Raw genomic sequence first — 21,174 nt, 5'->3', positions numbered from 1 at the left:
CGTCGGATCAGGCGCCGACGGACGCCTTGGCGCCTTCGGCCTCCCCGGCGTCGTCCGCCTCGTCGGCCTCGTCGGCCGCACGGATCTCGGCCTCGGCCTCCACCAGGGACGGGTTGCGCCAGGCGCTGCGGACGCCCCAGAAGTAGAAGGCCAGGCCGATCGCCGCGACCAGGAGGATGTCCCAGCCCTCGGGCACATAGCCCTTACCGCCGAACTCCTTGCCGCCGGCGTACGAAACGGCGGCCATGACCAGCAGATAGGCCACCATCCAGGCACCGGCCTTCAGGTGCGGACGGAGCCCGGACCACGGCTTGCGGCCCTGGGTCAGCGGCTTGCCGATCTCGTACCAGGCCCAGACCGGCAGACCGGCGGCCATGATCAGGATGACCTTGCCGGTCAGCGGCCAGCGGCCCCAGTACAGGACCAGCGAGCCGAAGATCATGGCGATCGGCGCGATCACCGGCATGGCCCGCAGCTTGACCGGGCGCTTGAGGTCCGGGGCGATGCGGCGCAGCGACATCACCGCGACCGGGCCGGTGATGTACGAGATCACCGTGGCGACCGAGACGATCTCGGCGAGCGAGCCCCAGCCGCGGAAGAGCGCGAGGAAGAGGAACGCGATCGCGAGGTTGAGCAGCAGCGCGGGGCGCGGCACACCCGTCTTCTTGTCCACCTTGCCGAAGATCCGGGGCAGGTGGCCGTTCTCCTGCACGCCGTGGATCATGCGGGAGGTGGTGGCGGCGTAGATCATGCCGGTGCCGGACGGCGAGATGAAGGCGTCCGCGTACAGCAGCAGCGCCAGCCAGTTCAGGCCCCAGGCCACCGCGAGGTCGGCGAGCGGGGAGTTGAAGCCGAGGCTGGCCCAGCCGCCGTTGGCGGTCAGCTTGTCGCCGGGGACCGCCATCAGGAACGCGACCTGCAGCGCGACATAGATGACCAGCGCGATCAGGATCGACGAGACGACCGCCTTGGGCAGCGACTTGCCGGGGTTACGGGCCTCACCGGCGAGGTTCAGCGGCGACTGGAAGCCGTTGTAGGCCCAGACGATGCCGGAGACCGCGACGGCGGTGAAGACCGAGCTCCAGCCGTTGGGGGTGAAACCGCCGTGGCTGGTGACGTTACTGGTGTCGAAGTGCGCGGCCATCAGCGCGGTGGCGGTCAGCGCCGGCACCACGACCTTGAAGACCGTGATCGCGGTGTTGGTCTTCGCGAACAGCGAGATCGCGAACCAGTTGAGGAAGAAGTAGAAGACCAGCAGGACGCTGGCGAGACCGACGCCGGTGCCGGTCAGCTCCTTGCCGTCGTAGAGCGCGTGCGCCCAGCCGTAGTCCCAGGAGCTCATGTACTGGACGGAGGCGGTGGCCTCGCCGGGGATCACCGAGACGATCGCGATCCAGTTGGCCCAGGCGGCGAGGTAGCCGGCGAGCGAGCCGTGCGAGTACTGGCCGTAACGGACCATGCCGCCGGCCTTCGGGAACATCGCACCGAGTTCCGAGTAGGTCAGCGCGATGGTCAGCGCCACGAGGGCGCCGATGATCCAGGCGCAGATGGCGGCCGGACCGGCGATGGCGGCGGCCCGCTCGGCTCCGAAGAGCCAGCCGGAACCGATGATGGACCCGAGACCAGTGGCGGTCAGGGCGATGGTCCCGAGGGACCGACGGTAGTGCGAGTGTGAACCCTGCTCCGCACTCGAGGTTTTCGTCGTGCTCACGTGCTGGTCTCCTGGTCTTCCCCCGTGCCGTGCACAAACTTCGCCATCGTAAGAGCGATTCGAAGTGTCGGCTTCCCACACCTGCCTAAAAAAGCCGGTCAGTTGAGGCTCTGTGAGTTATCCAACACAAGGTTTCAGCCATTTTTTGCCATCGAATTACCGCAAAATGGACACCTGTCCGAGAACCAAGGCTGAAGTCGTGGCGTCTCGCGCACGCGCACGGAGCAGGAAAATGCCCGCACGGAGGACAAGCGGAAGGGCTCTGCGACTACTTCACCGGCAGGTGGTAGGCCACCCGGTAGCGGTCCGCGAGCGTGACGACATCGGCCGTCTCGACCGCCCGCCCGCCCGCGCAGTACGTACGGGAGATCACCAGCACCGCATGCCCCGGCACCCCGCCCAGCGCCATCGCCTCCTCGGCCAGCGCGGGCCGCGCCCCGACCTCCTCGACGACGTTGTCCACCACCACGTCGATGGCCGCCATCCGCTCGACCACCCCGCGCCCCGCCAGCGGCCCCTCCTCGGGCAGCATCACCGGCGTCCGCCCGGTCACCTCCAGCGGCTCCCAGGACGTCGAGAGCATCGCCGGCTCCCCCTCGGCCCGGAAGACATAGCGGGTGCGCATCACCCGGGCGCCCGGCAGGATCCGCAGCCGGGCGGCGACCGTGGAACTCGCGGCCTCCTGCTCACTGTTCGACTCCCAGGTGCCGCGCACCCGCTCGTCGGTCTGCTCCTGCCGGAAGGGCGTACAGCCACCGGCGGCGTGGAAGCCGGCACGGGCGATCCGGCGCGGGGCGGGACGTTCGCGCACATAGGTGCCCGACCCGGACCGGCCCTCGACCAGCCCTTCGGCCATCAGCACCTTGCGCGCCTCCAGCGCGACGGTGTCCGAGACGCCGTACTCCTCGCGGATCCGGGCCTGGGAGGGGAGGCGGGTGTGCGGCGGCAGCACCCCGTTGACGATCTTCTGGCGCAGGTCACCGGCGACGCGGAGGTACGCGGGCTGCTCACCGAAAGGCACGTGCCCCTCCCAACAGCTTGACAGTCAGCAGCAGCGTGGCAACCGCGCGTGGCCACTCGCAAGCTTGGGCCAGATATTCACCTGATGTGATGAAACCCAGTTCAGGTCCCTCTGGAGCGCACCCCGGCCCGTCGCCCCCGCCCGCCCGCCTCACCCGCACCGCACGCTCCGCCTCCGCGTCAGCACCGCTCCTGCATGACACGATCGTCACGCACACAGACCACCCCAAACGGGACGAACCGGTACCGGCCGCGAACCCCGTGCGAAGGCTCACCGTCGCCGGCCCCACCACACCCACCCGCAGCCACCGCGGCCACTCGAAGCACCGACAGCCCGCCGGAGAGCCCGGCACGGAACCGGACGCAGGAAGGGAACCAGGCACATGCCCGCCGAACCCCACCTCTCCCCCATGCCCAAGGACTGGCAGCGGGCCCTCGCCGTCGTCGCCCACCCCGACGACCTGGAGTACGGCGCCGCGGCCGCGATCGCCGAGTGGACCGCTGCCGGCCGCGAGGTCAGTTACCTGCTGGTCACCCGAGGTGAGGCCGGCATCGACGGGCTGCCGCCGGCCGAGTGCGCACGGGTCCGCGAGGCCGAGCAGCGGGCCGGCGCCGCGCTCGTCGGCGTCCACACCGTCGAGTTCCTCGACGACCACCGCGACGGCACCATCGATGCCGGTACGGCGCTGCGCCGCGACCTGGCGGCGGCCATTCGGCGCCACCGGCCCGAGCTCCTGATCACCCTCAACCACCACGACACCTGGGGCGGGGTGCGCTGGAACAGCCGGGACCACCGGGTGGTGGGGCGCGCCGTCCTGGACGCGGCGAGCGACGCCGGCAACCGCTGGATCTTCCCCGAGCTCGTCGACACCAAGGGGCTGGCCCCCTGGAACGGCGTCCGCTGGGTAGCCGTGGCGGGCTCCCCCCACCCCACCCATGCCGCCGAGGTCGGGCCCGGCATCGACCGGGCGGTGGCCTCGCTGGCGGCGCACGGCGCGTACATCAACGGGCTGCGCGGCACCGACCTGGACCCGCGCGCCTACGCCCGTACCTTCATCGAGCAGATGCTCCGCAACGGGGGTGAGCGCTACCGGGGGCGCCCGGCCACGCTGTTCCAGCTGTTCCCCCGGTAGCGGCGCGGGCCTCCCCATAGGGCCCTCCGCTACAGCCCTCCGCTACAGCCCTTCGCTACGGCCCTCCTGCCCGGCGGCGCCTCAGGCGCCCGGGCCCGGCCGCGCGCCCCCTGTGCCCGGCCCCACCGCCCCGGCCACGAACCCGGCCACCAGGTCCGCGACCTCCGCGGGACGCTCCAGCACCATGGCATGCGTCCCGTCCACCCCCGCGACACGCACCCCCGGCCGGGTCCGCGCCAGCTCCGCCAGGTCACGCCGCAGCCCCTCGACGTACGCCGCCATCAGCTCGTCGACCCACGGCGGCACGCCCGGCACCGGCGGGTTCGGCCGCAGCGCACGGGCGATCAGCAGCGGCCGGGAGACCCGCCGGTACAGCGCGAACAGGTCGATCCCCGCCATCGCCGCCTGCACCTCCCTCGCCGGCCGGCGCCCCGGCCGGCGGAACAGCCGGCCGTCCGCGGTCTCCGCCAGCGCCCGGTGCACCCCGGCCGCCATCAGCTCCGGGGGAATGCCCAACTCCGCTCCCATACCGGTCTCATAGGCAAGCACCCCCTCCAACGCATCTGCCTCGAAGGTCCGTCCACCCGCCTCCTCGGCGAACTGCCGTACCTCCGCCAGCCGTTCCCGCACATAGGAGGGCTCCAGCCCCACGTACTGCTCCGGCCGGCCCATCCCGTGCCCGTCGAGGTTCACCGCGGCCGGCGTGCCGGCCAGCCGCTCCAGGCAGAGGGCGGCCACCATGCCGCCCATCGAGTGCCCCACCACCACCGCTTCCGGCGCCCCGCAGGCCGCCAGCACCGCCGCGACATCGGCCACGGCCACCTCGAACGTCCAGGGCATCGCCCCGTCCCCCGACCTGCCGTGCCCGCGCAGATCCATCGCCAGCACCCGGTGCCCCGCGGCCAGCAGCGGCGCGACCCGCGCCCAGTCCGCCAGCGTCCGGCCCGCCCCGTGCAGCAACAGCACCGCGGTACCCGCCCCGCCGTAGTCCCGGACGGCCAGCTCCACCCCGTCCCCCGCCACACACACCAGGTCCCTGCCCGCCTCGTCCATCACGTCCGCCCCGTCCGCCGTGCTCGTCCTGTCCGTCACGTCCGCCCCGTCCGCCGTGCCCGTGTCCTGAGTCATGCGTCCACGCTAGGCGCCCAAAAACCGCCCAAGATCATCCCCAGAAAGGATGCCGAACGCCCCGTTTCTGCATCAGAATTGGAGAAGCCGCCTTTGAGTGAGCGCGCATCACGCCGAGGGCGGCCGGCGCCCCAGGTCGAGCATCAACGCCGTGTCCGCGCTGGCCTCACAGCAGTCCCGGCTCGAGGTCCCCGACACCGGATCGCTGCGCGGTGACCTCCTTGCCGCGCCCCAGGTCCTGCGGGAGACGTTCCTCGGGCCTTTGGGCCTGGTGTGCCTCCGGACGGCGGTGGAGGCCAAGATCTATCCCGAGCTGTTCGGACAGGCGATCGCAGACTTGCGGAGGATGGAGAGCCTGGGCGATACGGAGATCCAGCGTCGCGCAGTGCAGCGTGGCGAACTCGCGGAAGAGGCCACTTCACCGCTCATGCTGAAGACCGTGATCGGCCCCCTGATCCTCCGCTATCTCAGCACCCAAGTCGACGAACTGCCGGACTTCGAGGCGGCCTTCGACCACGATGCGGCACCGCTGGTGGACTTCGTATGGACCGTCTTGCACATGCGGTCACCGTTGCCGCCGATCGCCCGGAAAGCTGGTGCTACAACGGTCCCAGAACCTCCGCACAATCAAGGGCGAGGCGTCCAATACTTCCGGCTTCACCCGGGGATCGGATCAACGAATAGATGAAGAGCCCGGCAGCGGCAAGACCGTGAAGAGCCCTGACATATGTGTCGGCGCTGAAACTCCACGGGCTGCGGAGAAGTGCCTTGTTCAGCATGATGACCTCAATGGACACGCTAACGATCATGGTGCATGCCGTGTAGACCATGACCCACCAGGTTGAAGGTCCGGGCTCAGCCTCGAAGACAAGTTGCAGACTGGTGCCGCCTACGAGCAATGGCACCGGGGCAAGTAGATAGAGCAGAACCGTGACCGGGATGTGCCACGGCCCCATGTAGAAGACATACTCGCCATCGTCGTCATCATCCTGAACCGTCTCGCGGACGCGAGGTGTCGCTACGTCGAAGTGGTAGTGGTTCTGGACGAAGTGCTGATCTCTACCGGCCTGATGTACCTGGGACTCATCGGAGGCGTCGGCCCACATCGACCAGGGCTCGTTCATCTCTCCGTCATGACTGGGCAGAGTCACGACTGGGTGATCCTCTGGTCGCGCCCGGCCTGGAACACCTGCCCGTTGCCGCTTGCATTGGCGGTCATGTTCAGGACGGGTGGAGCACCGCTGGTGTTCTCTTGCGCGAGCACCGCGTTGAGGTGTCTGAGGGCGTCAAGAGCCTGAGGCTGTGCGACGAGTAACCCGAGCAGGTACCCGTTCCATGCAGCGACGAGCGCGGCGTGCGTATGTTCATCACCCGCTTGGAGAGAATTGAGGAGAACCCTCCGGTTCTCCTCAAAATCCTCAAGGATCGAGTCGGCGGACTCGGGCCGGAACCGTTGCCAGAGCGCTACGACGCCGTCCCTCGCGCGCTGCCAGCCATCCGTAGCCATCGCTGAAACGATGGCGGTGCCAGCCGCGCCGGCGACTGCGACAATCTGCGGGTCCACACATTCCCCCTGGAAGACGCGGGACGATCTCGTGACGCCATGTGTCGTGACTCATCAGCTATAGCACGCAGTTGATGACTCGCGACAGGCTTTCCAGGAGCTCGCCGCCGAGCTCACTCTTACCGTCCGGAGAGTCGTCGGCCCGGCCTTCTCCGAATCCTGATCCGGCGCCACAGAACCCTGCCCGTTAACACCGAGGACGCAGGGAGATCACACCGCCACGAGCCGGACACGATCGCCGCAGAGTTTGACCATGTCATCGATATCGGAGGTCAACACGACCACGGGGCGGTGCTGCCGCAGCGCAGCCTCGGCGACCGCCGCATCGATCGCATATTTGTGCCCGTGCAAACCGGCATCCATCAGCAGCTTCGAGGCCGCCCTCGCCTCCCCGTCGCCCACCGGGACTACGCGCAGCCCGGAGAGCACCCAATTCAGGCGTGACTTGTTCGTACGGGCGTGGACGGCCTCGATGATGGTGAGAGAGCTGATCACGACCTCCATACCGCGCGAGCGTGCCTCGGCGACCAGCGCAACCACCTGCTCGTCGTCGGCAAGCGTTTTCGAGAGCCCTTCGCTGTCGAGGACCAGCGTCCCCTCGTGACTCAGCTTGCGGCGGGCCACTCGCCCTCCTCAGCGAACACCTCGTCGAAGACCTGCCGCGCCCGCTGACGAGCCGGCTCGGAAACCGGCCCCTTGCGGCTCTCGTAATCCGCCAGGTACTCGTCCAGGACCTGCCCGCGCAACTCACGCTCGACCGCCTCGGCGATGAACGCGGAGAACTCCCGCTTGCCCACCCGCGCCCGGATCGCCTCCGCGGTCCCCTCCGGCAGCGACAGGCTCACCCGCGTCGCCGGGCCTTCCCCGATGCTGTACGTCGTCTCACCCATACCTTGAGTGTGTCAAACGAGTAGGAAAAGCGCCACGGATCGAATCTGCACGGGCCCCGGAGCCGTAAAGAAGTCGTGCGGATGGGCCCCACCCGCCCGCCTGTCACATCGGGGGATCGCTGCCCGAAACCCAGCACGGGCACCCTCATCCCATCCCAGCACGATCCCGGCACGGTAGGGATGAGCAGGGGTGATGACAGGTGACTAGGGGTCAGCTATCCCAGCACGGGAAAAAGCTAAGGGCCCGACTCCGAAGAGCCGGACCCTCCCTGACCTGCATGTTTGCCAGATCAGCGATGTGGCGGTACGTCACCCACTACACGTTGAACCGGAACTCCACCACGTCCCCGTCCTGCATCACATACTCCTTGCCCTCCATGCGGGCCTTGCCGGCGGCGCGGGCGTCGGTGACCGAGCCGGTCTCGACGAGGTCGTCGAAGGAGATGACCTCGGCCTTGATGAAGCCCTTCTGGAAGTCGGTGTGGATGACACCGGCGGCCTCGGGGGCGGTGGCGCCCTTCTTGATGGTCCAGGCGCGGGTTTCCTTGGGGCCGGCGGTCAGGTAGGTCTGCAGGCCCAGCGTGTTGAAGCCGACGTGGGCGAGGGTGGCCAGGCCCGGCTCGTCCTGGCCGACGGACTGGAGGAGCTCCAGGGCCTCCTCCTCGTCGAGCTCGGCGAGGTCGGCCTCCAGCTTGGCGTTGAGGAAGATCGCCTCGGCGGGGGCGACCAGGGCGCGCTGCTCGTCCTTGAAGGCCTCGTCGGTCAGCTCGTCCTCGTCGACGTTGAAGACGTAGAGGAACGGCTTGGTGGTGAGCAGGTGCAGGTCGTGCAGGAGCTCGGCCTTCTCGGAGCCCTGAAGGATGCCCTGGGAGAAGAGCGTGTTGCCCTCCTCCAGGATGGCCTTGGCCGCCTCGACGGCCTTGACCTTCGGGGCCACGTCCTTCTTGATCCGGGACTCCTTGACCAGACGCGGCAGGACCTTCTCGATGGTCTGCAGGTCGGCGAGGATCAGCTCGGTGTTGATGGTCTCGATGTCGTCCTTGGGCGAGACCTTGCCGTCGACGTGGACGACGTTCTCGTCCTTGAAGGCGCGGATGACCTGGCAGATCGCGTCGGACTCCCGGATGTTCGCCAGGAACTTGTTGCCCAGGCCCTCGCCCTCGGAGGCGCCCCGGACGATGCCGGCGATGTCGACGAAGTCCACGGTGGCCGGGAGGACCTTCTGGGAGGAGAAGATCTCGGCGAGCTTGGCGAGGCGGGGGTCGGGGACCCCGACGACGCCGACGTTCGGCTCGATGGTGGCGAACGGGTAGTTGGCCGCCAGCACGTCGTTCTTGGTCAGGGCGTTGAACATGGTCGACTTGCCGACATTCGGCAGACCGACGATTCCGATCGTGAGCGACACGGTGGCGACTCGACTTCCGAAGGGTGGTGGTGGGTGGGCGAGCGCTCCGGGAGCGGATCCGTACGGTGGATGCCGTCCTGGGAGAGCCGATCCACCAGTCTACGGGGCGGGCGGCGGCAACCGGCCGCCACCGGGAGCGGGCGGACCGGACCCGCCCACCGGGCCGGGGGCCGAACGGAGTCCCAAGGTCGGAACAAAGCGCGTGTCCCGTAACCGGTTAATCCCACTTAGCGGCCTACCGTTGCCGGGTGGAGCAACACGAAGCGCGCACGAACCAGCACGGTCCGCCGTGGTCCCCGGGCCCGGTCACGGATACCGGAACCCGGCTTCCGCGCCCCGCCGAGGCCCCCGCCATCGACCCCGACGACGCCTTCCTCACCGCGATGCGGGCCTCCGGGTTCGCCTCCGTCCCGGTGTCCGCGCCCGCGCCCGCATCGGTGCACACCCCGACGCGCGGCCCGGCACCGGCCGGGGCCACCCGCGGGCCCACCCCCGCGTCCGTACCGGCCCGGGCGCCGCGGCGCGCCCCGGCCCCACCGGACGACGCCCCGCCCCCGGCCGTACGGCGCCCGCGCCCCCCGCGCGCCCCGGAACCCGCCGAGCCCGCCGGCCTGGTGGGCCGGATGCCGTCCGCCAAGCTCACCGGCCTGGGCTGCTGGCTGCTCGCGACCCTGACGCTGCTGGCCTTCGGGTATCTGGACCGGCTGCTCCTCGGCGGGGTGCTGCCCGTCTACGGCGCGTTCTTCCTGGTGGTGAGCGTGGGCACGGCACTGTGGGTCAGGCCCTACGACCTGGTCTGCGCGCCGGCCACCCTGCCGATCGCGTTCACGCTGGGCGCGGTGCCGGTGCAGCACGGCGGGGACGGCTTCGGCGGGCTGGCGATGGGGGTCTTCGCCGTCCTGGCGCTGAACGCCGGCTGGCTCTACGCGGGCACGCTGATCTGTGCGCTGATCGCGCTGGTCCGGAAGGCCGCGCTCATCGCCCGGCGTCGGGCCAGCCGACCGGCGACTCGACCGCAGGGCGGGCCGCACGGTCCGCAGGACGGCCGGCCGGCGCGGTCTGCCGGGCGGGTGCGGCCACGACCGGGGAAGCGTCCGCGGCAGGTGGCTCGCCAGCCCGAGCGGCGTACGCCGCCATCGCGGCCCCGACAATCCCCGCGTTGTTCTGAAGCCGAGCCGGCACGATCTCGGCCTTGATGCCTTCGATCAGCGGCAGGAACTTGTCCGCCTTGCGGGAGACGCCGCCGCCGATCACGAACAGTTCGGGCGAGAAGAGCATCTCCAGATGGGCGAGGTACTTCTTGACCCGGTGGGACCACTGTTGCCAGCTGAGCTCGTGATCCTCCTTGGCCTTGGTGGACGCGCGCTTCTCGGCCTCGTGGCCGTGCAGCTCCAGGTGGCCCAGCTCGGTGTTGGGGACGAGGCGGCCGTCAATGAAGACGGCGCTGCCGATGCCGGTGCCCAGGGTCAAGAGGATGACCGTGCCGGACCGGCCGCGGCCGGCGCCGAAGCGCATCTCCGCCAGGCCGGCCGCGTCCGCGTCGTTGAGCACGGTCACCGGGCAGCCGCCGGCCTCGCCGCCCAGTCGGCCGGCGAGCAGTGCGGCGGCATCGGTGTCGATCCAGCCCTTGTCGACGTTTGCGGCGGTACGGGTCGTACCGCCGGTGACCACCCCGGGGAAGGTTGCCCCGACCGGCCCCGACCACCCGAAGTGCGTCACGACCTGCTGGACGCAGTCGGCGACCGCGTCGGGGGTGGCCGGGTCCGGGGTCAGCACCTTGTGGCGCTCCTCCGCGAGGGCGCCCCGCTCCAGATCTACCGGGGCACCCTTGATGCCCGATCCGCCGATGTCCACACCGAAGACCCTCATGGGAAAAGGCTAGGGCGCCCCGGGCCCGCCCGCCCGGGGGACGGCAGAACCGGTTCAGCTCTCGGTGGACTCCACGGCCGACTTGGCCTCGGCCCGCAGATCGCGGCGGAGCTCCTTGGGGAGCGAGAAGTGGATGGACTCCTCGGCGGCGGTGATGGTCTCCACGTCCTCGTAGCCGCGCTGGGCGAGCCAGTCCAGGACGCCCTCGACGAGGATCTCGGGGACCGAAGCGCCGGAGGTGACACCGACCGTGGCGACGCCCTCCAGCCAGGCCTCGTCGATCTCCTCGGCGTAGTCGACCAGGTGGGCATCGCGGGCGCCGGCGCCCAGCGCCACCTCGACCAGGCGTACCGAGTTCGAGGAGTTCTTGGAGCCGACGACGATCACCAGGTCGGCCTCGGCGCCCATCTGCTTGACCGCGGTCTGACGGTTCTGGGTGGCGTAGCAGATGTCGTCGCTGGGCGGGGAGAGGAGGTTGGGGTAGCGGCCCTTGAGGGCGTCCACGGTCTCCATGGTCTCGTCGACGGAGAGCGTGGTCTGGGAGAGCCAGACGACCTTGTCCGGGTCGCGGACCTCGACGTTGGCGACGTCGTCGGGCCCGTCGACGAGCGTGATGTGGTCGGGGGCCTCACCGCTGGTGCCGATGACCTCTTCGTGGCCCTCGTGGCCGATCAGGAGGATGTCGTAGTCCTCCTTGGCGAACCGGACGGCTTCCTTGTGGACCTTGGTGACCAGCGGGCAGGTGGCATCGATGGTAGCCAGCTTGCCGCGCTTGGCCTCTTCGTGGACGACGGGGGCGACGCCGTGCGCGGAGAAGATGACGATGTTGCCCTCGGGCACCTCCTCCGTCTCGTCGACGAAGATCGCACCCTTCTTCTCCAGGGTCTTCACGACGTACTTGTTGTGCACGATCTCGTGGCGTACGTAGACGGGGGCGCCGTACTGCTCAAGGGCTTTCTCGACGGCGATCACGGCGCGGTCCACGCCCGCGCAGTAGCCACGGGGGGCGGCGAGCAGGACCTTGCGGTTGTCACGGCGACGCGAAGCGTCTCCACCCGGGGCGGTGGCGGGCGACGGGCTGGGCGTAGCAGTCATGCGGTCCATCGTAAGGCCGTGCCTCCACCGCCGAAGATCGCACCCAGGCCGACACTGGGGCGGAACGGACCGAGGAGGCTGGGATGGGCTCGCTGCGGCGGACCGGGACGACGGGCGGGGAGGCACGGCCGGGGTCGCTGCGGCGGACGCTGACGTTCCGGGACCTGCTGGTCTACGGGCTGCTGTTCATCGCCCCGATGGCGCCGGTGGGCATCTTCGGGGCGCTCCAGGCCCGGTCGCACGGCGCGGTCACCACCGTCTACGCGGTGGCGACCGTGGCGATGGCCTGCACGGCGTACTCGTACGCCCAGATGGTGCAGGTCGTCCCGCGGGCCGGGTCGGTCTACGCCTATGCGCGGGCTGGGCTGGGCGAGGGCGCGGGGTTCGTCGCCGGGTGGCTGGCGCTGCTGGACTACCTGCTGATCCCGGCGGTGGCGTACCTGTTCTCCGGGATCGCGCTGCAGGCGCTGGTGCCGTCGGTGCACCGGTGGGTGTGGACGGCGGTCGCGGTGGTGGTGACCACGCTGCTGAACCTGTGGGGCGTACGGGCCGCGGCCCGGGTCGGATTCGCGGTGCTGGCGATGGAGATCACGGTGCTGGCCGTCTTCGTGGTGGCCGCGGCCTGGGCCCTGGCCGCGCACGGGGCGGAGCGGAGCTGGACGGCGCCGTTCACCGGCGAGGGCGGCTTCTCGGTGGGCGCGGTGCTCTCGGCGGTGTCGGTGGCGGTGCTGTCGTACCTGGGCTTCGATGCGATCGCGGCGTTCGCCGAGGAGTCCGCGGGCGGCGCGCGGCGGGTGGCCCGGGCCCTGCTCACCTGCCTGGTGGTGGCCGGGGTGCTGTTCGCGGTGCAGACGTATCTGGCGGCGCTGCTCGCCCCGATGCCGGCGGCCCGGCTGGCGGCGCGGCCGGGCGAGCAGGGGACGGCCTTCTACACGACGGCGCAGGCCGCGGTGGGGGTGTGGCTGAAGACACTGGTGGCGGCGAGCAAGGCGATCGGGGCGGCGTTCGCGGCGCTGGCGGGACAGGCGGCGGCCGGGCGGCTGCTGTTCGCGATGGCCCGCGACCGGCGGCTGCCGGGGGCGTTGGCGCGGGTGGACGGGGGCAGCGGGGTGCCGCGCCGGGCGCTGCTGGGGGCGGCGGCGGTGACGCTGGTGGCGGCGGTGTGGGCGGCCCGGCGGGACGACGGGCTCGACCAGCTCTCGTCGCTGGTGAACGTGGGCGCACTGGCCGCGTTCGCGCTGCTGCACGCGTCGGTGACCGGCTGGTTCCTGGTCCGTGGGCGGCCACCCGAGCGGAGCCTGGTGCGGCATCTGGTGGTGCCGCTGCTGGGGCTCGCGGTGGTGGTCGCGGTGATCGCGGCGGCCTCGCCGACCGCCCGGACGGTGGGCGCGGGCTGGCTGGCCCTGGGGCTGGTGGTATTGGCGTGGCAGTACGGACGGCGGGCGCGGGCCGGTGGCGCACCGGGGCGGTGACGGGGCGGGCGCCGCTGTCGGTGGCCGCCGCTAGTCTCGCTCGTATGGCTGTCTCAACGTCCCCGGAAACGCCGATCCCGGTCGGCGAGGTGTCCCGGCTCATCGGCGGCTGGATCGACCGGCTCGGCGCGGTGTGGGTGGAGGGGCAGATCACCCAGCTCTCACGGCGGCCCGGGGCGGGGGTGGTCTTCCTGACCCTGCGCGACCCGTCGTACGACATCTCGCTCAGCGTGACCTGCTACCGCCAGGTCTTCGACAGGGTCGCCGACGTGATCAGCGAGGGCGCCCGGGTGGTGGTGCACGCCAAGCCCGAGTGGTACGCGCCGCGCGGGCAGCTGTCGCTGCGGGCCGCCGAGATCCGGCCGGTCGGGGTGGGTGAACTCCTCGCGCGGCTGGAGCAGTTGAAGAAGTCGTTGGCCGCGGAGGGGCTGTTCGCGGCGGACCGCAAGAAGCCGCTGCCGTTCCTGCCGCAGCTGATCGGGCTGGTCTGCGGCCGGGCCAGCGCCGCGGAGCGGGACGTGCTGGAGAACGCCCGGCACCGCTGGCCGGCCGTCCGCTTCGCGGTGCGCAATGTGCCGGTGCAGGGGGTGCACGCGGTGCCGCAGGTGATCGCGGCGGTGCAGGAGCTGGACGCGCTGCCCGAGGTGGACGTGATCATCGTGGCGCGCGGCGGCGGCAGCGTGGAGGATCTGCTGCCGTTCTCCGACGAGCAGCTCATCCGGGCGGTGGCCGCGGCGGGGACCCCCGTGGTCTCGGCGATCGGGCACGAGCCGGACACCCCGCTACTGGACCTGGTCGCGGATCTGCGAGCCTCGACGCCGACGGACGCGGCGAAGAAGGTGGTGCCGGACGTCGGCGAGGAGCTGGCCCGGGTGCGGCAGCTGCGGGAGCGGGCGCTGCGCGCGGTCGACGGCATGCTGCAACGGGAGGAGCGGGGCCTGGCCGCGGCGCTGCACCGGCCGTGCATGGAGCGTCCGCACCGCATGGTCGAGGAGCGGGCGGAGCAGGTCACGGCCCTGCTGGAGCGCGGCCGGCGGACGTTGGGACATCTGCTGGACCGGGCCGACTCGGAACTGGTGCACACCCTCGCGCGGGTGGTGGCGCTCTCCCCCAAGGCAACGCTGGACCGCGGCTATGCGGTGCTGCAGAAGCCGGACGGGGCGGCGGTGCGCTCCCCGCACGAGGTCGCCCCGGACGAGGAGCTGCGGGCGCGGGTGGCCGAGGGCGAGTTCAGAGTGCGGGTGGGCGGCGCGACCGGCGCCGTCACACCCCCTGCATAGGGTGGGAGACATGGCGAAGGCGAAGACGGACGGCGCGGTGGACGCGGAGCAGGGCGGGGCGGCCGGGGCGCCGGCTCAGGTGGCGCCGGTGGACTCCACGCTCGGCTACGAGCAGGCGCGGGACGAGCTGATCGAGGTCGTCCGCAGCCTGGAGGCGGGCGGCACGACGCTGGAGGAGTCCCTGGCCCTGTGGGAGCGCGGTGAGGCGCTGGCGAAGGTCTGCCGGCGCTGGCTGGACGGCGCCCGGGCCCGGCTGGACGCGGCGCTGGCGGAGCCGGACGAGGTGGAGGCCGACGCCGGGCGCGGTCAGGGACGCAGCTGAAGACGCGGCCAGGGACGCGGCCGGAGAGCGGACGGCGGGCCCGGCCGGGGCCGTGAGCGCTCCGGCCGGGCCCGCCGCCGTCCCCGGAACCGTCCCGGACCCACCCCGGAAGATCCTGTGAGCCGTGCCACAATCACCCAGATTTAGTTGAAACTTAATCTATCTCGCTTAGGGTGGTAGCGACCGTGACCCCCCGATCACCGAGGTGCCCCTTATGTCTCTCGCCCTTGACGCCGCCGCCCAGGACCTCCTCTTCCGCGAGGCCCAGACCGCCAACACGTTCACGGACGAGCCGGTGACGGACGAGCAGGTCCAGGCGATCTACGACCTGGTGAAGTACGGCCCGACCGCCTTCAACCAGACCCCGCTGCGGATCACCCTGGTCCGCTCCGAGGAGGCCCGCCGGCGCCTGACCGCCCACGCCATGGGCGCCAACGGCCAGAAGACCCTGACCGCCCCGCTGACCGCGATCCTCTCGGTGGACCTGGACTTCCACGAGAAGCTGCCGCAGCTCTTCCCGCACGCCCCGGGCATCAAGGACACCTTCTTCTCCGAGGCCGCCGTCCGCGAGGCCGCGGGCACCCAGAACGCCACGCTGCAGGCCGGCTACTTCATCGTGGGCATCCGCGCCGCCGGCCTGGCCGCCGGCCCGATGACCGGCTTCGACTTCACCGGCGTCGACAAGGAGTTCTTCGGCGACGGCAAGCAGAAGTCGTTCCTGATCGTCAACATCGGCAAGCCGGGCGCCGACGCCTTCTTCCCCCGCTCGCCGCGGCTGACCTTCGACGAGGCCGTCGCCACGGTCTGAGCCCGCGCCGCCCGCGTACGAAAGGGCCGCCGCACCGGTCGGTGCGGCGGCCCTTTCGTACGCGTTCGTACGCGTTCGTACGTGTTCGTATGCGTTCGTACGCGTCGTGCGCTCAGCTTCGTACGCGTCGTGCGCTCAGCCCTTCTTCGCCACCAGGGCGGCTGCCAGGTCGGCGAGCCGCCCGTACGGTGCGGTGCCGGTGACCACCGTGGTCACGCCCGACTCCTCGTGGACCAGCGCCTGGTACTTGTCACCCTTGTAGCGGTCCCACTTCTTGCTGCCGACGGCCTGCTTGCCCTCGGTCTTGGTGGCCCCGAGCGTGACGTCCTGGATGAACTTCCGGGCCGGCGCATCGCTCTGCTCGACGGCCGCGTACTGCTGCTCGGGGTCGAGCATGCCCAGGTGCCAGGCGCCGCCCTTGCCGTCGTCGCTCGCCTTGTACGAGACCGAGGTGGCGCGCCAGGTCTTCGGCAGCCCCTCGGGCGCGGCGACCGCGTACGGCGCCGCCCGCCGGGCCGTGATCAGCTCGACGCGGTAGTCGACCGCCTTGACCGCGCTCCGCTCCGCGTCGGCGCTGTCGTTGTGCGGGATGAAGATGTAGATCGCCCCGACCAGAACGCCGATCACCGCCAGCGACAGGACCATGTCCCGCACCGTTTGCCTGCCTCGCATACCTGCCACGCCCCTATGGTCCCCCATGCCCGCGGCGACTCCGACATGCCCCCTGGTGACGGGCGTCACCAGCGCAGATGCCCCGCCACATCGGCCCGCCGACCGCTCATGCGTAGGGCCCACTGCTCATTTTGGCGGGCGCCGGATAAGGTCATACCTACCCTCATCCTCCGCGGCCGTCGCCGTACAGAAAGGTGCGCTCGATGTCCGAGCATCATCTCCCGTCCCAACTCGAGGTCAGTCCGGAGGCTCCGGACCGCAACCTCGCCCTGGAACTCGTCCGGGTCACCGAGGCCGGTGCCATGGCATCGGGCCGCTGGGTGGGGCGGGGTGACAAGAACGGCGCGGACGGTGCTGCGGTCAAGGCCATGCGCGCCCTGATCCACACCGTCTCGATGAACGGCGTCGTGGTCATCGGCGAGGGCGAGAAGGACAACGCCCCGATGCTCTACAACGGCGAGCGCGTGGGCGACGGGACCGGCCCGGAGTGCGATGTGGCCGTGGACCCGGTGGACGGTACGACGCTGACCGCCAAGGGCATGGCGAACGCGGTGTCCGTGATGGCGGTGGCCGAGCGCGGCTCGATGTTCGACCCGTCCGCGGTCTTCTACATGGACAAGATCGCCACGGGCCCGGAGGCGGCGGACTTCGTCGACATCACCGCGCCGGTGGCGGTGAACATCAAGCGGATCGCCAAGGCGAAGAAGTCCGCGGTCGAGGACGTCACCGTGGTGATCCTGGACCGGCCCCGCCACGACGGCCTGGTCAAGGAGGTCCGGGAGGCGGGCGCACGGATCAAGTTCATCGCCGACGGCGATGTCGCCGGAGCGATCATGGCGGCCCGCGAGGGCACCGGCGTGGACCTGCTACTGGGCATCGGCGGTACGCCCGAGGGCATCATCGCGGCCTGTGCGCTGAAGTGCATGGGCGGCGCCTTCCAGGGCAAGCTGTGGCCCAAGGACGACGAGGAGCGGCAGCGCGCCCTGGACGCCGGGCACGACCTGGACAAGGTGCTGGAGATCGGCGACCTGGTCAGCGGCGACAACGTCTTCTTCGTCGCCACCGGCATCACCGACGGCGAGCTGCTGCGCGGGGTGCGGTACCGCGCCGAGAACGCCTACACCCAGTCCCTGGTGATGCGCTCCAAGTCCGGCACGATCCGGCAGATCGACTCCCAGCACCGGCTGTCCAAGCTGCGCGCCTACAGCTCGGTGGACTTCGAGCGCCCTAGCTGACGCCGCGGCGGCCCGCCCGGTCACGCACTTCGCCCCCGTCGGAGACTCTCCGGCGGGGGCGAAGTGGCCCATACGGACCGCGGTGCGGACGGTCAGCCGGCCGCGGGCACATGGGCCGCACGCTGGAGCTCGACCTCCCGGCGCCGCCGCCGGGTCAACACGACCCGGCGCTCGGCCGCCGTCAGCCCGCCCCAGACGCCGTACGGCTCCGGCTGGAGCAGCGCGTGCTCCCGGCACTCGACCATCACGGGACAGCGGGCGCAGACCCGCTTCGCGGCTTCCTCTCTGGCCAGCCGCGCGGCGGTCGGCTCCTTGGACGGGGCGAAGAACAGCCCGGCTTCGTCCCGGCGGCACACCGCCTCCGAATGCCAGGGGCCGGCCTCATCGCGTGCGGACACTCGCGGGGACGGAACGGCAGCGGCATCCTGCACAGGCTGATGCGGTAGCAGCACGGTCTACTCCTGACGACGGCTTCGGCGCGAGAATTCACCCTTGCCCGTCTCGCTGCGCACGGCTTCATTCCGCACCCCGCAGCCGTACGAGAGACGATGCACCAGCCCTACCCGCTGTACGCACGCTTATGCACACCGTGGCGATCGTGCGGAAACGCGACAGGGTGACGAGGCGACAATCGCCTTTCGTTCCACCGCGTTCCGTGCGCCCCCGCCCGCCCGCTGCCTTCTCGCCCGCCGCCTTCCCGGCCGCCGCCGGCCCGGCCGCCCGGAGCGGTCCCGGCCTCACCCCTTGCGGAAGCGGTCCCGGTGGTCCCGGCGCTCCGCACGCAGCCGCTCTCGCAGCTCCCGGTGCTCCTCGCGCCGTTGCTGATGGCGTTCGCGGCGCTCCTCGCGCAGCTGCTCCCGCAGCTCACGGTGCCCCTCGAGCAGACCCTCGCGCAGCTCACGGTGGCCGCCGCGCAGCCGGTCGCGCAGATCGCGGACCCAGGCGCCACGCTTGGGCCTGGCCTCCACGCTGCCCAGCAGGGCGAAGCCGTTGACCTGGACGTGCGGGGCGTTGCCGTCCTCCGCCTCATGGGTCTCGATCTCGAAGCTGCCCAGTACGCCGGAGCCGCTGCTGCGCAGGGTGACGTTCTCCGGGACCCGGATGTCCACACTGCCGAAGATCGACGTGACGTTGATCTGGATCTCCTGCTGCGGGAAGACCGCCTCGGTCAGGTCGATCTCCACGGTGCCGAAGATCGCCACGGCGTTGATCCGGGAGGGGACCTGCCAGCGGCCCTTGCGGACCGAGGCGCTGAAGACCGCGACGAGGCTCTGGGCCGGCATCGGCGCACCGGGCCCACGGGCGTACGGCGCCGGCCCGCTCGCGCCGCCGGTCACGGTCGGCAGGTCACGCACCACGGGCTCCAACTCGCCCATCGTCTTGGCGCGGTAGACCACGTCGATCCGCTCGGCGTGCTCCTCGGGGTCCAGCCGGCCCGCCGCGAGCGCCTCCCGGAGGATCTCCGCGACCCGGTCGCGGTCCGCGTCGGACGCCCGGATGTCGGCCTCGGCCACCGGCGCGCCCGGGGTCCGGGGTTCAGGCTTGGTCAGGTTCACCGATGGCGGGGTCTCGGGGCCCGGTCGTCCCCCGTTGTCTGCATCCACGGCGACAGCGTACCGAAACGCGATAGATCGCGACTAGGGTTCAACGGGGTCGGATCGGAACAGGGGTGCGAGGGCGCCGCACCGGGCCACCGCCGAGCACTGAGCCTCACCTCACAGCGGCCTCCGGGCGCCGGGGTTCTACGCTGTTCAGGCGCTGCCGTAGAAGCCAGCCACACCCCTCCGAGTAAGGAATCTTCCTCAAATGCCGGAATTCGCCTACACCGATCTGCTGCCCACGGGCGAGGACAACACCCCTTACCGCCTCGTCACCTCCGAGGGCGTGAGCACCTTCGAGGCCGACGGCCGGACGTTCCTCAAGGTCGAGCCGGAGGCGCTGCGCAAGCTGGCCGCCGAGGCGATGCACGACATTGCGCACTACCTGCGCCCGGCCCACCTCGCCCAGCTCCGCAAGATCCTGGACGACCCCGAGGCCAGCGCCAACGACCGCTTCGTCGCGCTGGACCTGCTGAAGAACGCCAACATCGCCGCCGCGGGCGTGCTGCCCATGTGCCAGGACACCGGCACCGCGATCGTGATGGGCAAGCGCGGCCAGCACGTGCTCACCGAGGGCGGCGACGAGGAAGCGCTCTCCCGCGGCATCTTCGACGCCTACACCCAGCTGAACCTGCGCTACTCGCAGATGGCCCCGCTGACGATGTGGGACGAGAAGAACACCGGCTCCAACCTCCCGGCGCAGATCGAGCTGTACGCGACCGACGGCGGCGCCTACAAGTTCCTCTTCATGGCCAAGGGCGGCGGCAGCGCCAACAAGTCCTTCCTCTTCCAGGAGACCAAGGCGGTCCTCAACGAGGCCTCCATGATGAAGTTCCTGGAGCAGAAGATCCGTTCGCTGGGCACCGCGGCCTGTCCCCCGTACCACCTGGCCATCGTCGTCGGCGGCACCTCGGCCGAGTACGCCCTGAAGACGGCCAAGTACGCCTCCGCGCACTACCTGGACGAGCTGCCCGCCGAGGGCTCCCCCACCGGCCACGGCTTCCGCGACCGCGAGCTGGAGGAGAAGGTCTTCGAGCTGACGCAGAAGATCGGCATCGGCGCCCAGTTCGGCGGCAAGTACTTCTGCCACGACGTCCGGGTGGTCCGCCTGCCGCGGCACGGTGCGTCCTGCCCGGTCGCCATCGCCGTCTCCTGCTCGGCGGACCGGCAGGCCGTCGCGAAGATCACCGCCGAGGGCGTCTTCCTGGAGCAGTTGGAGACCGACCCGGCCCGCTTCCTCCCGGAGACGACGGACGAGGAGCTGACCGAGGGCGCCGGCGCGGACCTCGACGCGATCGCGATCGACCTCAACCGGCCGATGGACGACGTGCTGGCCGAGCTGACCAAGCACCCGGTCAAGACCCGGCTCTCGCTGACCGGCACGCTGGTCGTGGCCCGCGACATCGCGCACGCCAAGATCAAGGAACGGCTGGACGCCGGCGAGGAGATGCCGGAGTACCTCAAGAACCACCCGGTCTACTACGCGGGCCCGGCCAAGACCCCCGAGGGCTACGCCTCCGGCTCCTTCGGCCCGACCACCGCGGGCCGGATGGACGCCTACGTCGAGCAGTTCCAGGCCGCCGGCGGCTCCAAGATCATGCTCGCCAAGGGCAACCGCTCCCAGCAGGTCACCGACGCCTGCGGCACCCACGGCGGCTTCTATCTCGGCTCCATCGGTGGCCCCGCGGCCCGCCTGGCCCAGGACTGCATCAAGAAGGTCGAGGTCCTGGAGTACGAGGAGCTCGGCATGGAAGCCGTCTGGAAGATCGAGGTCGAGGACTTCCCGGCCTTCATCGTGGTCGACGACAAGGGCAACGACTTCTTCCAGGACCCGGCCCCGGCACCGACGTTCACGAGCATCCCCGTCCGGGGTCCCGGCCTGGCCTGAGTCGCCACCTGAACGCCTCAGCCCCCCGGCGTCGCCGGGGGGCTGCTGCTGCGGGCGGGGCAGGAGAGCGCCGCCCAGGGGCTC

20 protein-coding genes and 1 pseudogene are annotated in these 21,174 nt (G+C 70.8%); 9 read left to right on the top strand and 12 right to left on the bottom strand.

Annotated elements, in window-relative coordinates; translation table 11 throughout:
• Positions 1 to 7: 7 nt before the first annotated feature.
• Both AB0G84_RS03210 and AB0G84_RS03205 read right to left on the bottom strand, forming a co-directional pair.
• Positions 8 to 1,711, bottom strand: coding sequence for an APC family permease (locus AB0G84_RS03210; protein WP_361314653.1), 1,704 nt, complete (start codon positions 1,709 to 1,711; stop codon positions 8 to 10).
• Positions 1,712 to 1,979: 268 nt separating this feature from the next.
• The gene (locus AB0G84_RS03205; protein ID WP_361314650.1) at positions 1,980 to 2,732 is read right to left on the bottom strand and encodes a GntR family transcriptional regulator; all 753 of its coding nucleotides are present in this window, start codon (positions 2,730 to 2,732) and stop codon (positions 1,980 to 1,982) included.
• Between the two features lie 382 nt (positions 2,733 to 3,114).
• Here AB0G84_RS03205 and AB0G84_RS03200 point away from each other — a divergent pair, with 382 nt between their 5' ends.
• Complete coding sequence (locus AB0G84_RS03200) at positions 3,115 to 3,864, top strand: PIG-L deacetylase family protein (RefSeq protein ID WP_361314647.1); 750 nt, start codon at positions 3,115 to 3,117, stop codon at positions 3,862 to 3,864.
• Positions 3,865 to 3,945: 81 nt separating this feature from the next.
• Here AB0G84_RS03200 and AB0G84_RS03195 read toward each other — a convergent pair whose 3' ends face one another.
• Positions 3,946 to 4,992, bottom strand: coding sequence for an alpha/beta hydrolase (locus tag AB0G84_RS03195; RefSeq protein ID WP_361314645.1), 1,047 nt, complete (start codon positions 4,990 to 4,992; stop codon positions 3,946 to 3,948).
• A gap of 151 nt (positions 4,993 to 5,143) precedes the next feature.
• Here AB0G84_RS03195 and AB0G84_RS03190 point away from each other — a divergent pair, with 151 nt between their 5' ends.
• A complete protein-coding gene (locus AB0G84_RS03190) occupies positions 5,144 to 5,680 on the top strand; it encodes a TetR-like C-terminal domain-containing protein (protein WP_361314642.1) in 537 nt (178 codons plus the stop codon).
• A gap of 459 nt (positions 5,681 to 6,139) precedes the next feature.
• Here AB0G84_RS03190 and AB0G84_RS03185 read toward each other — a convergent pair whose 3' ends face one another.
• From AB0G84_RS03185 to ychF, 4 genes are all read right to left on the bottom strand, one after another.
• Positions 6,140 to 6,556: a hypothetical protein gene (locus tag AB0G84_RS03185; protein WP_361314639.1), complete on the bottom strand. Its 417-nt coding sequence runs from the start codon at positions 6,554 to 6,556 to the stop codon at positions 6,140 to 6,142.
• 210 nt (positions 6,557 to 6,766) lie between these two features.
• Complete coding sequence (locus AB0G84_RS03180) at positions 6,767 to 7,180, bottom strand: DNA-binding protein (protein WP_361314637.1); 414 nt, start codon at positions 7,178 to 7,180, stop codon at positions 6,767 to 6,769.
• On the bottom strand, positions 7,162 to 7,446 hold the full coding sequence (locus AB0G84_RS03175; RefSeq protein WP_361314634.1) for a hypothetical protein: 285 nt from the start codon (positions 7,444 to 7,446) through the stop codon (positions 7,162 to 7,164). Before AB0G84_RS03175 ends, AB0G84_RS03180 begins: the two co-directional genes overlap by 19 nt.
• A gap of 316 nt (positions 7,447 to 7,762) precedes the next feature.
• Positions 7,763 to 8,851, bottom strand: coding sequence for a redox-regulated ATPase YchF (ychF, locus tag AB0G84_RS03170; protein WP_361314631.1), 1,089 nt, complete (start codon positions 8,849 to 8,851; stop codon positions 7,763 to 7,765).
• A 248-nt stretch (positions 8,852 to 9,099) separates the two neighbouring features.
• Between ychF and AB0G84_RS03165 the strand changes: the two genes are divergently transcribed.
• Positions 9,100 to 10,047 carry a DUF6542 domain-containing protein gene (locus AB0G84_RS03165; RefSeq protein WP_361314629.1) on the top strand — a complete coding sequence of 316 codons (948 nt, stop codon included), beginning with the start codon at positions 9,100 to 9,102 and terminating at the stop codon, positions 10,045 to 10,047.
• On the opposite strand, the pseudogene ppgK reads toward AB0G84_RS03165, so the two are convergent.
• Positions 9,968 to 10,720 (bottom strand): annotated as a pseudogene (gene ppgK / locus AB0G84_RS03160) (polyphosphate--glucose phosphotransferase); the annotation flags it as partial. The gene AB0G84_RS03165 and the pseudogene ppgK overlap by 80 nt on opposite strands.
• A 54-nt stretch (positions 10,721 to 10,774) precedes the next feature.
• On the bottom strand, positions 10,775 to 11,815 hold the full coding sequence (locus tag AB0G84_RS03155) for a 4-hydroxy-3-methylbut-2-enyl diphosphate reductase (RefSeq protein WP_361314626.1): 1,041 nt from the start codon (positions 11,813 to 11,815) through the stop codon (positions 10,775 to 10,777).
• Between the two features lie 83 nt (positions 11,816 to 11,898).
• Between AB0G84_RS03155 and AB0G84_RS03150 the strand changes: the two genes are divergently transcribed.
• From AB0G84_RS03150 to AB0G84_RS03135, 4 genes are all read left to right on the top strand, one after another.
• Positions 11,899 to 13,287 carry an APC family permease gene (locus tag AB0G84_RS03150; protein WP_361314624.1) on the top strand — a complete coding sequence of 463 codons (1,389 nt, stop codon included), beginning with the start codon at positions 11,899 to 11,901 and terminating at the stop codon, positions 13,285 to 13,287.
• 44 nt (positions 13,288 to 13,331) lie between these two features.
• Positions 13,332 to 14,567 (top strand): exodeoxyribonuclease VII large subunit, encoded by a 1,236-nt coding sequence (xseA, locus tag AB0G84_RS03145; RefSeq protein ID WP_361314622.1) that lies wholly within the window; start codon positions 13,332 to 13,334, stop codon positions 14,565 to 14,567.
• 10 nt (positions 14,568 to 14,577) lie between these two features.
• Positions 14,578 to 14,889, top strand: a complete 312-nt coding sequence (locus AB0G84_RS03140) for an exodeoxyribonuclease VII small subunit (protein WP_361314619.1) — start codon at positions 14,578 to 14,580, stop codon at positions 14,887 to 14,889.
• 214 nt (positions 14,890 to 15,103) lie between these two features.
• The gene (locus AB0G84_RS03135; RefSeq protein ID WP_361314616.1) at positions 15,104 to 15,697 is read left to right on the top strand and encodes a malonic semialdehyde reductase; all 594 of its coding nucleotides are present in this window, start codon (positions 15,104 to 15,106) and stop codon (positions 15,695 to 15,697) included.
• Between the two features lie 135 nt (positions 15,698 to 15,832).
• Here AB0G84_RS03135 and AB0G84_RS03130 read toward each other — a convergent pair whose 3' ends face one another.
• Positions 15,833 to 16,369 (bottom strand): DUF4245 domain-containing protein, encoded by a 537-nt coding sequence (locus AB0G84_RS03130; protein ID WP_361315125.1) that lies wholly within the window; start codon positions 16,367 to 16,369, stop codon positions 15,833 to 15,835.
• 203 nt (positions 16,370 to 16,572) lie between these two features.
• Between AB0G84_RS03130 and glpX the strand changes: the two genes are divergently transcribed.
• Positions 16,573 to 17,604: a class II fructose-bisphosphatase gene (glpX, locus tag AB0G84_RS03125; protein WP_361314613.1), complete on the top strand. Its 1,032-nt coding sequence runs from the start codon at positions 16,573 to 16,575 to the stop codon at positions 17,602 to 17,604.
• A gap of 92 nt (positions 17,605 to 17,696) precedes the next feature.
• On the opposite strand, the gene AB0G84_RS03120 is transcribed toward glpX, so the two are convergent.
• Together AB0G84_RS03120 and AB0G84_RS03115 are read right to left on the bottom strand one after the other, a co-directional pair.
• Positions 17,697 to 18,056: a WhiB family transcriptional regulator gene (locus tag AB0G84_RS03120; RefSeq protein ID WP_361314610.1), complete on the bottom strand. Its 360-nt coding sequence runs from the start codon at positions 18,054 to 18,056 to the stop codon at positions 17,697 to 17,699.
• 285 nt (positions 18,057 to 18,341) lie between these two features.
• The gene (locus tag AB0G84_RS03115; RefSeq protein WP_361315123.1) at positions 18,342 to 19,160 is read right to left on the bottom strand and encodes a DUF1707 domain-containing protein; all 819 of its coding nucleotides are present in this window, start codon (positions 19,158 to 19,160) and stop codon (positions 18,342 to 18,344) included.
• A 250-nt stretch (positions 19,161 to 19,410) separates the two neighbouring features.
• On the opposite strand from AB0G84_RS03115, the gene AB0G84_RS03110 reads away from it, so the two are divergent.
• A complete protein-coding gene (locus tag AB0G84_RS03110) occupies positions 19,411 to 21,090 on the top strand; it encodes a fumarate hydratase (protein WP_361314607.1) in 1,680 nt (559 codons plus the stop codon).
• Positions 21,091 to 21,174 lie beyond the last annotated feature (84 nt).

It is taken from the genome of Streptomyces sp. NPDC020742, assembly GCF_040641675.1.
Taxonomy (GTDB): Bacteria; Actinomycetota; Actinomycetes; order Streptomycetales; family Streptomycetaceae; genus Streptomyces.
The sequence above is the reverse complement of the archived record's forward strand: the minus strand, read 5'-3'. Positions and strand labels throughout refer to the sequence as shown.

Coding starts and splice junctions, on each gene's coding strand:
- glpX (WP_361314613.1), top strand. CDS start 16,573: ATGTCCGAGCATCATCTCCCGTCCCAACTCGAGGTCAGTCCGGAGGCT.
- xseA (WP_361314622.1), top strand. CDS start 13,332: ATGGCTGTCTCAACGTCCCCGGAAACGCCGATCCCGGTCGGCGAGGTG.
- AB0G84_RS03130 (WP_361315125.1), bottom strand. CDS start 16,369: ATGCGAGGCAGGCAAACGGTGCGGGACATGGTCCTGTCGCTGGCGGTG.
- AB0G84_RS03175 (WP_361314634.1), bottom strand. CDS start 7,446: ATGGGTGAGACGACGTACAGCATCGGGGAAGGCCCGGCGACGCGGGTG.
- AB0G84_RS03140 (WP_361314619.1), top strand. CDS start 14,578: ATGGCGAAGGCGAAGACGGACGGCGCGGTGGACGCGGAGCAGGGCGGG.
- AB0G84_RS03155 (WP_361314626.1), bottom strand. CDS start 11,815: ATGACTGCTACGCCCAGCCCGTCGCCCGCCACCGCCCCGGGTGGAGAC.
- AB0G84_RS03150 (WP_361314624.1), top strand. CDS start 11,899: ATGGGCTCGCTGCGGCGGACCGGGACGACGGGCGGGGAGGCACGGCCG.
- AB0G84_RS03195 (WP_361314645.1), bottom strand. CDS start 4,992: ATGACTCAGGACACGGGCACGGCGGACGGGGCGGACGTGACGGACAGG.
- AB0G84_RS03200 (WP_361314647.1), top strand. CDS start 3,115: ATGCCCGCCGAACCCCACCTCTCCCCCATGCCCAAGGACTGGCAGCGG.
- AB0G84_RS03110 (WP_361314607.1), top strand. CDS start 19,411: ATGCCGGAATTCGCCTACACCGATCTGCTGCCCACGGGCGAGGACAAC.
- AB0G84_RS03135 (WP_361314616.1), top strand. CDS start 15,104: ATGTCTCTCGCCCTTGACGCCGCCGCCCAGGACCTCCTCTTCCGCGAG.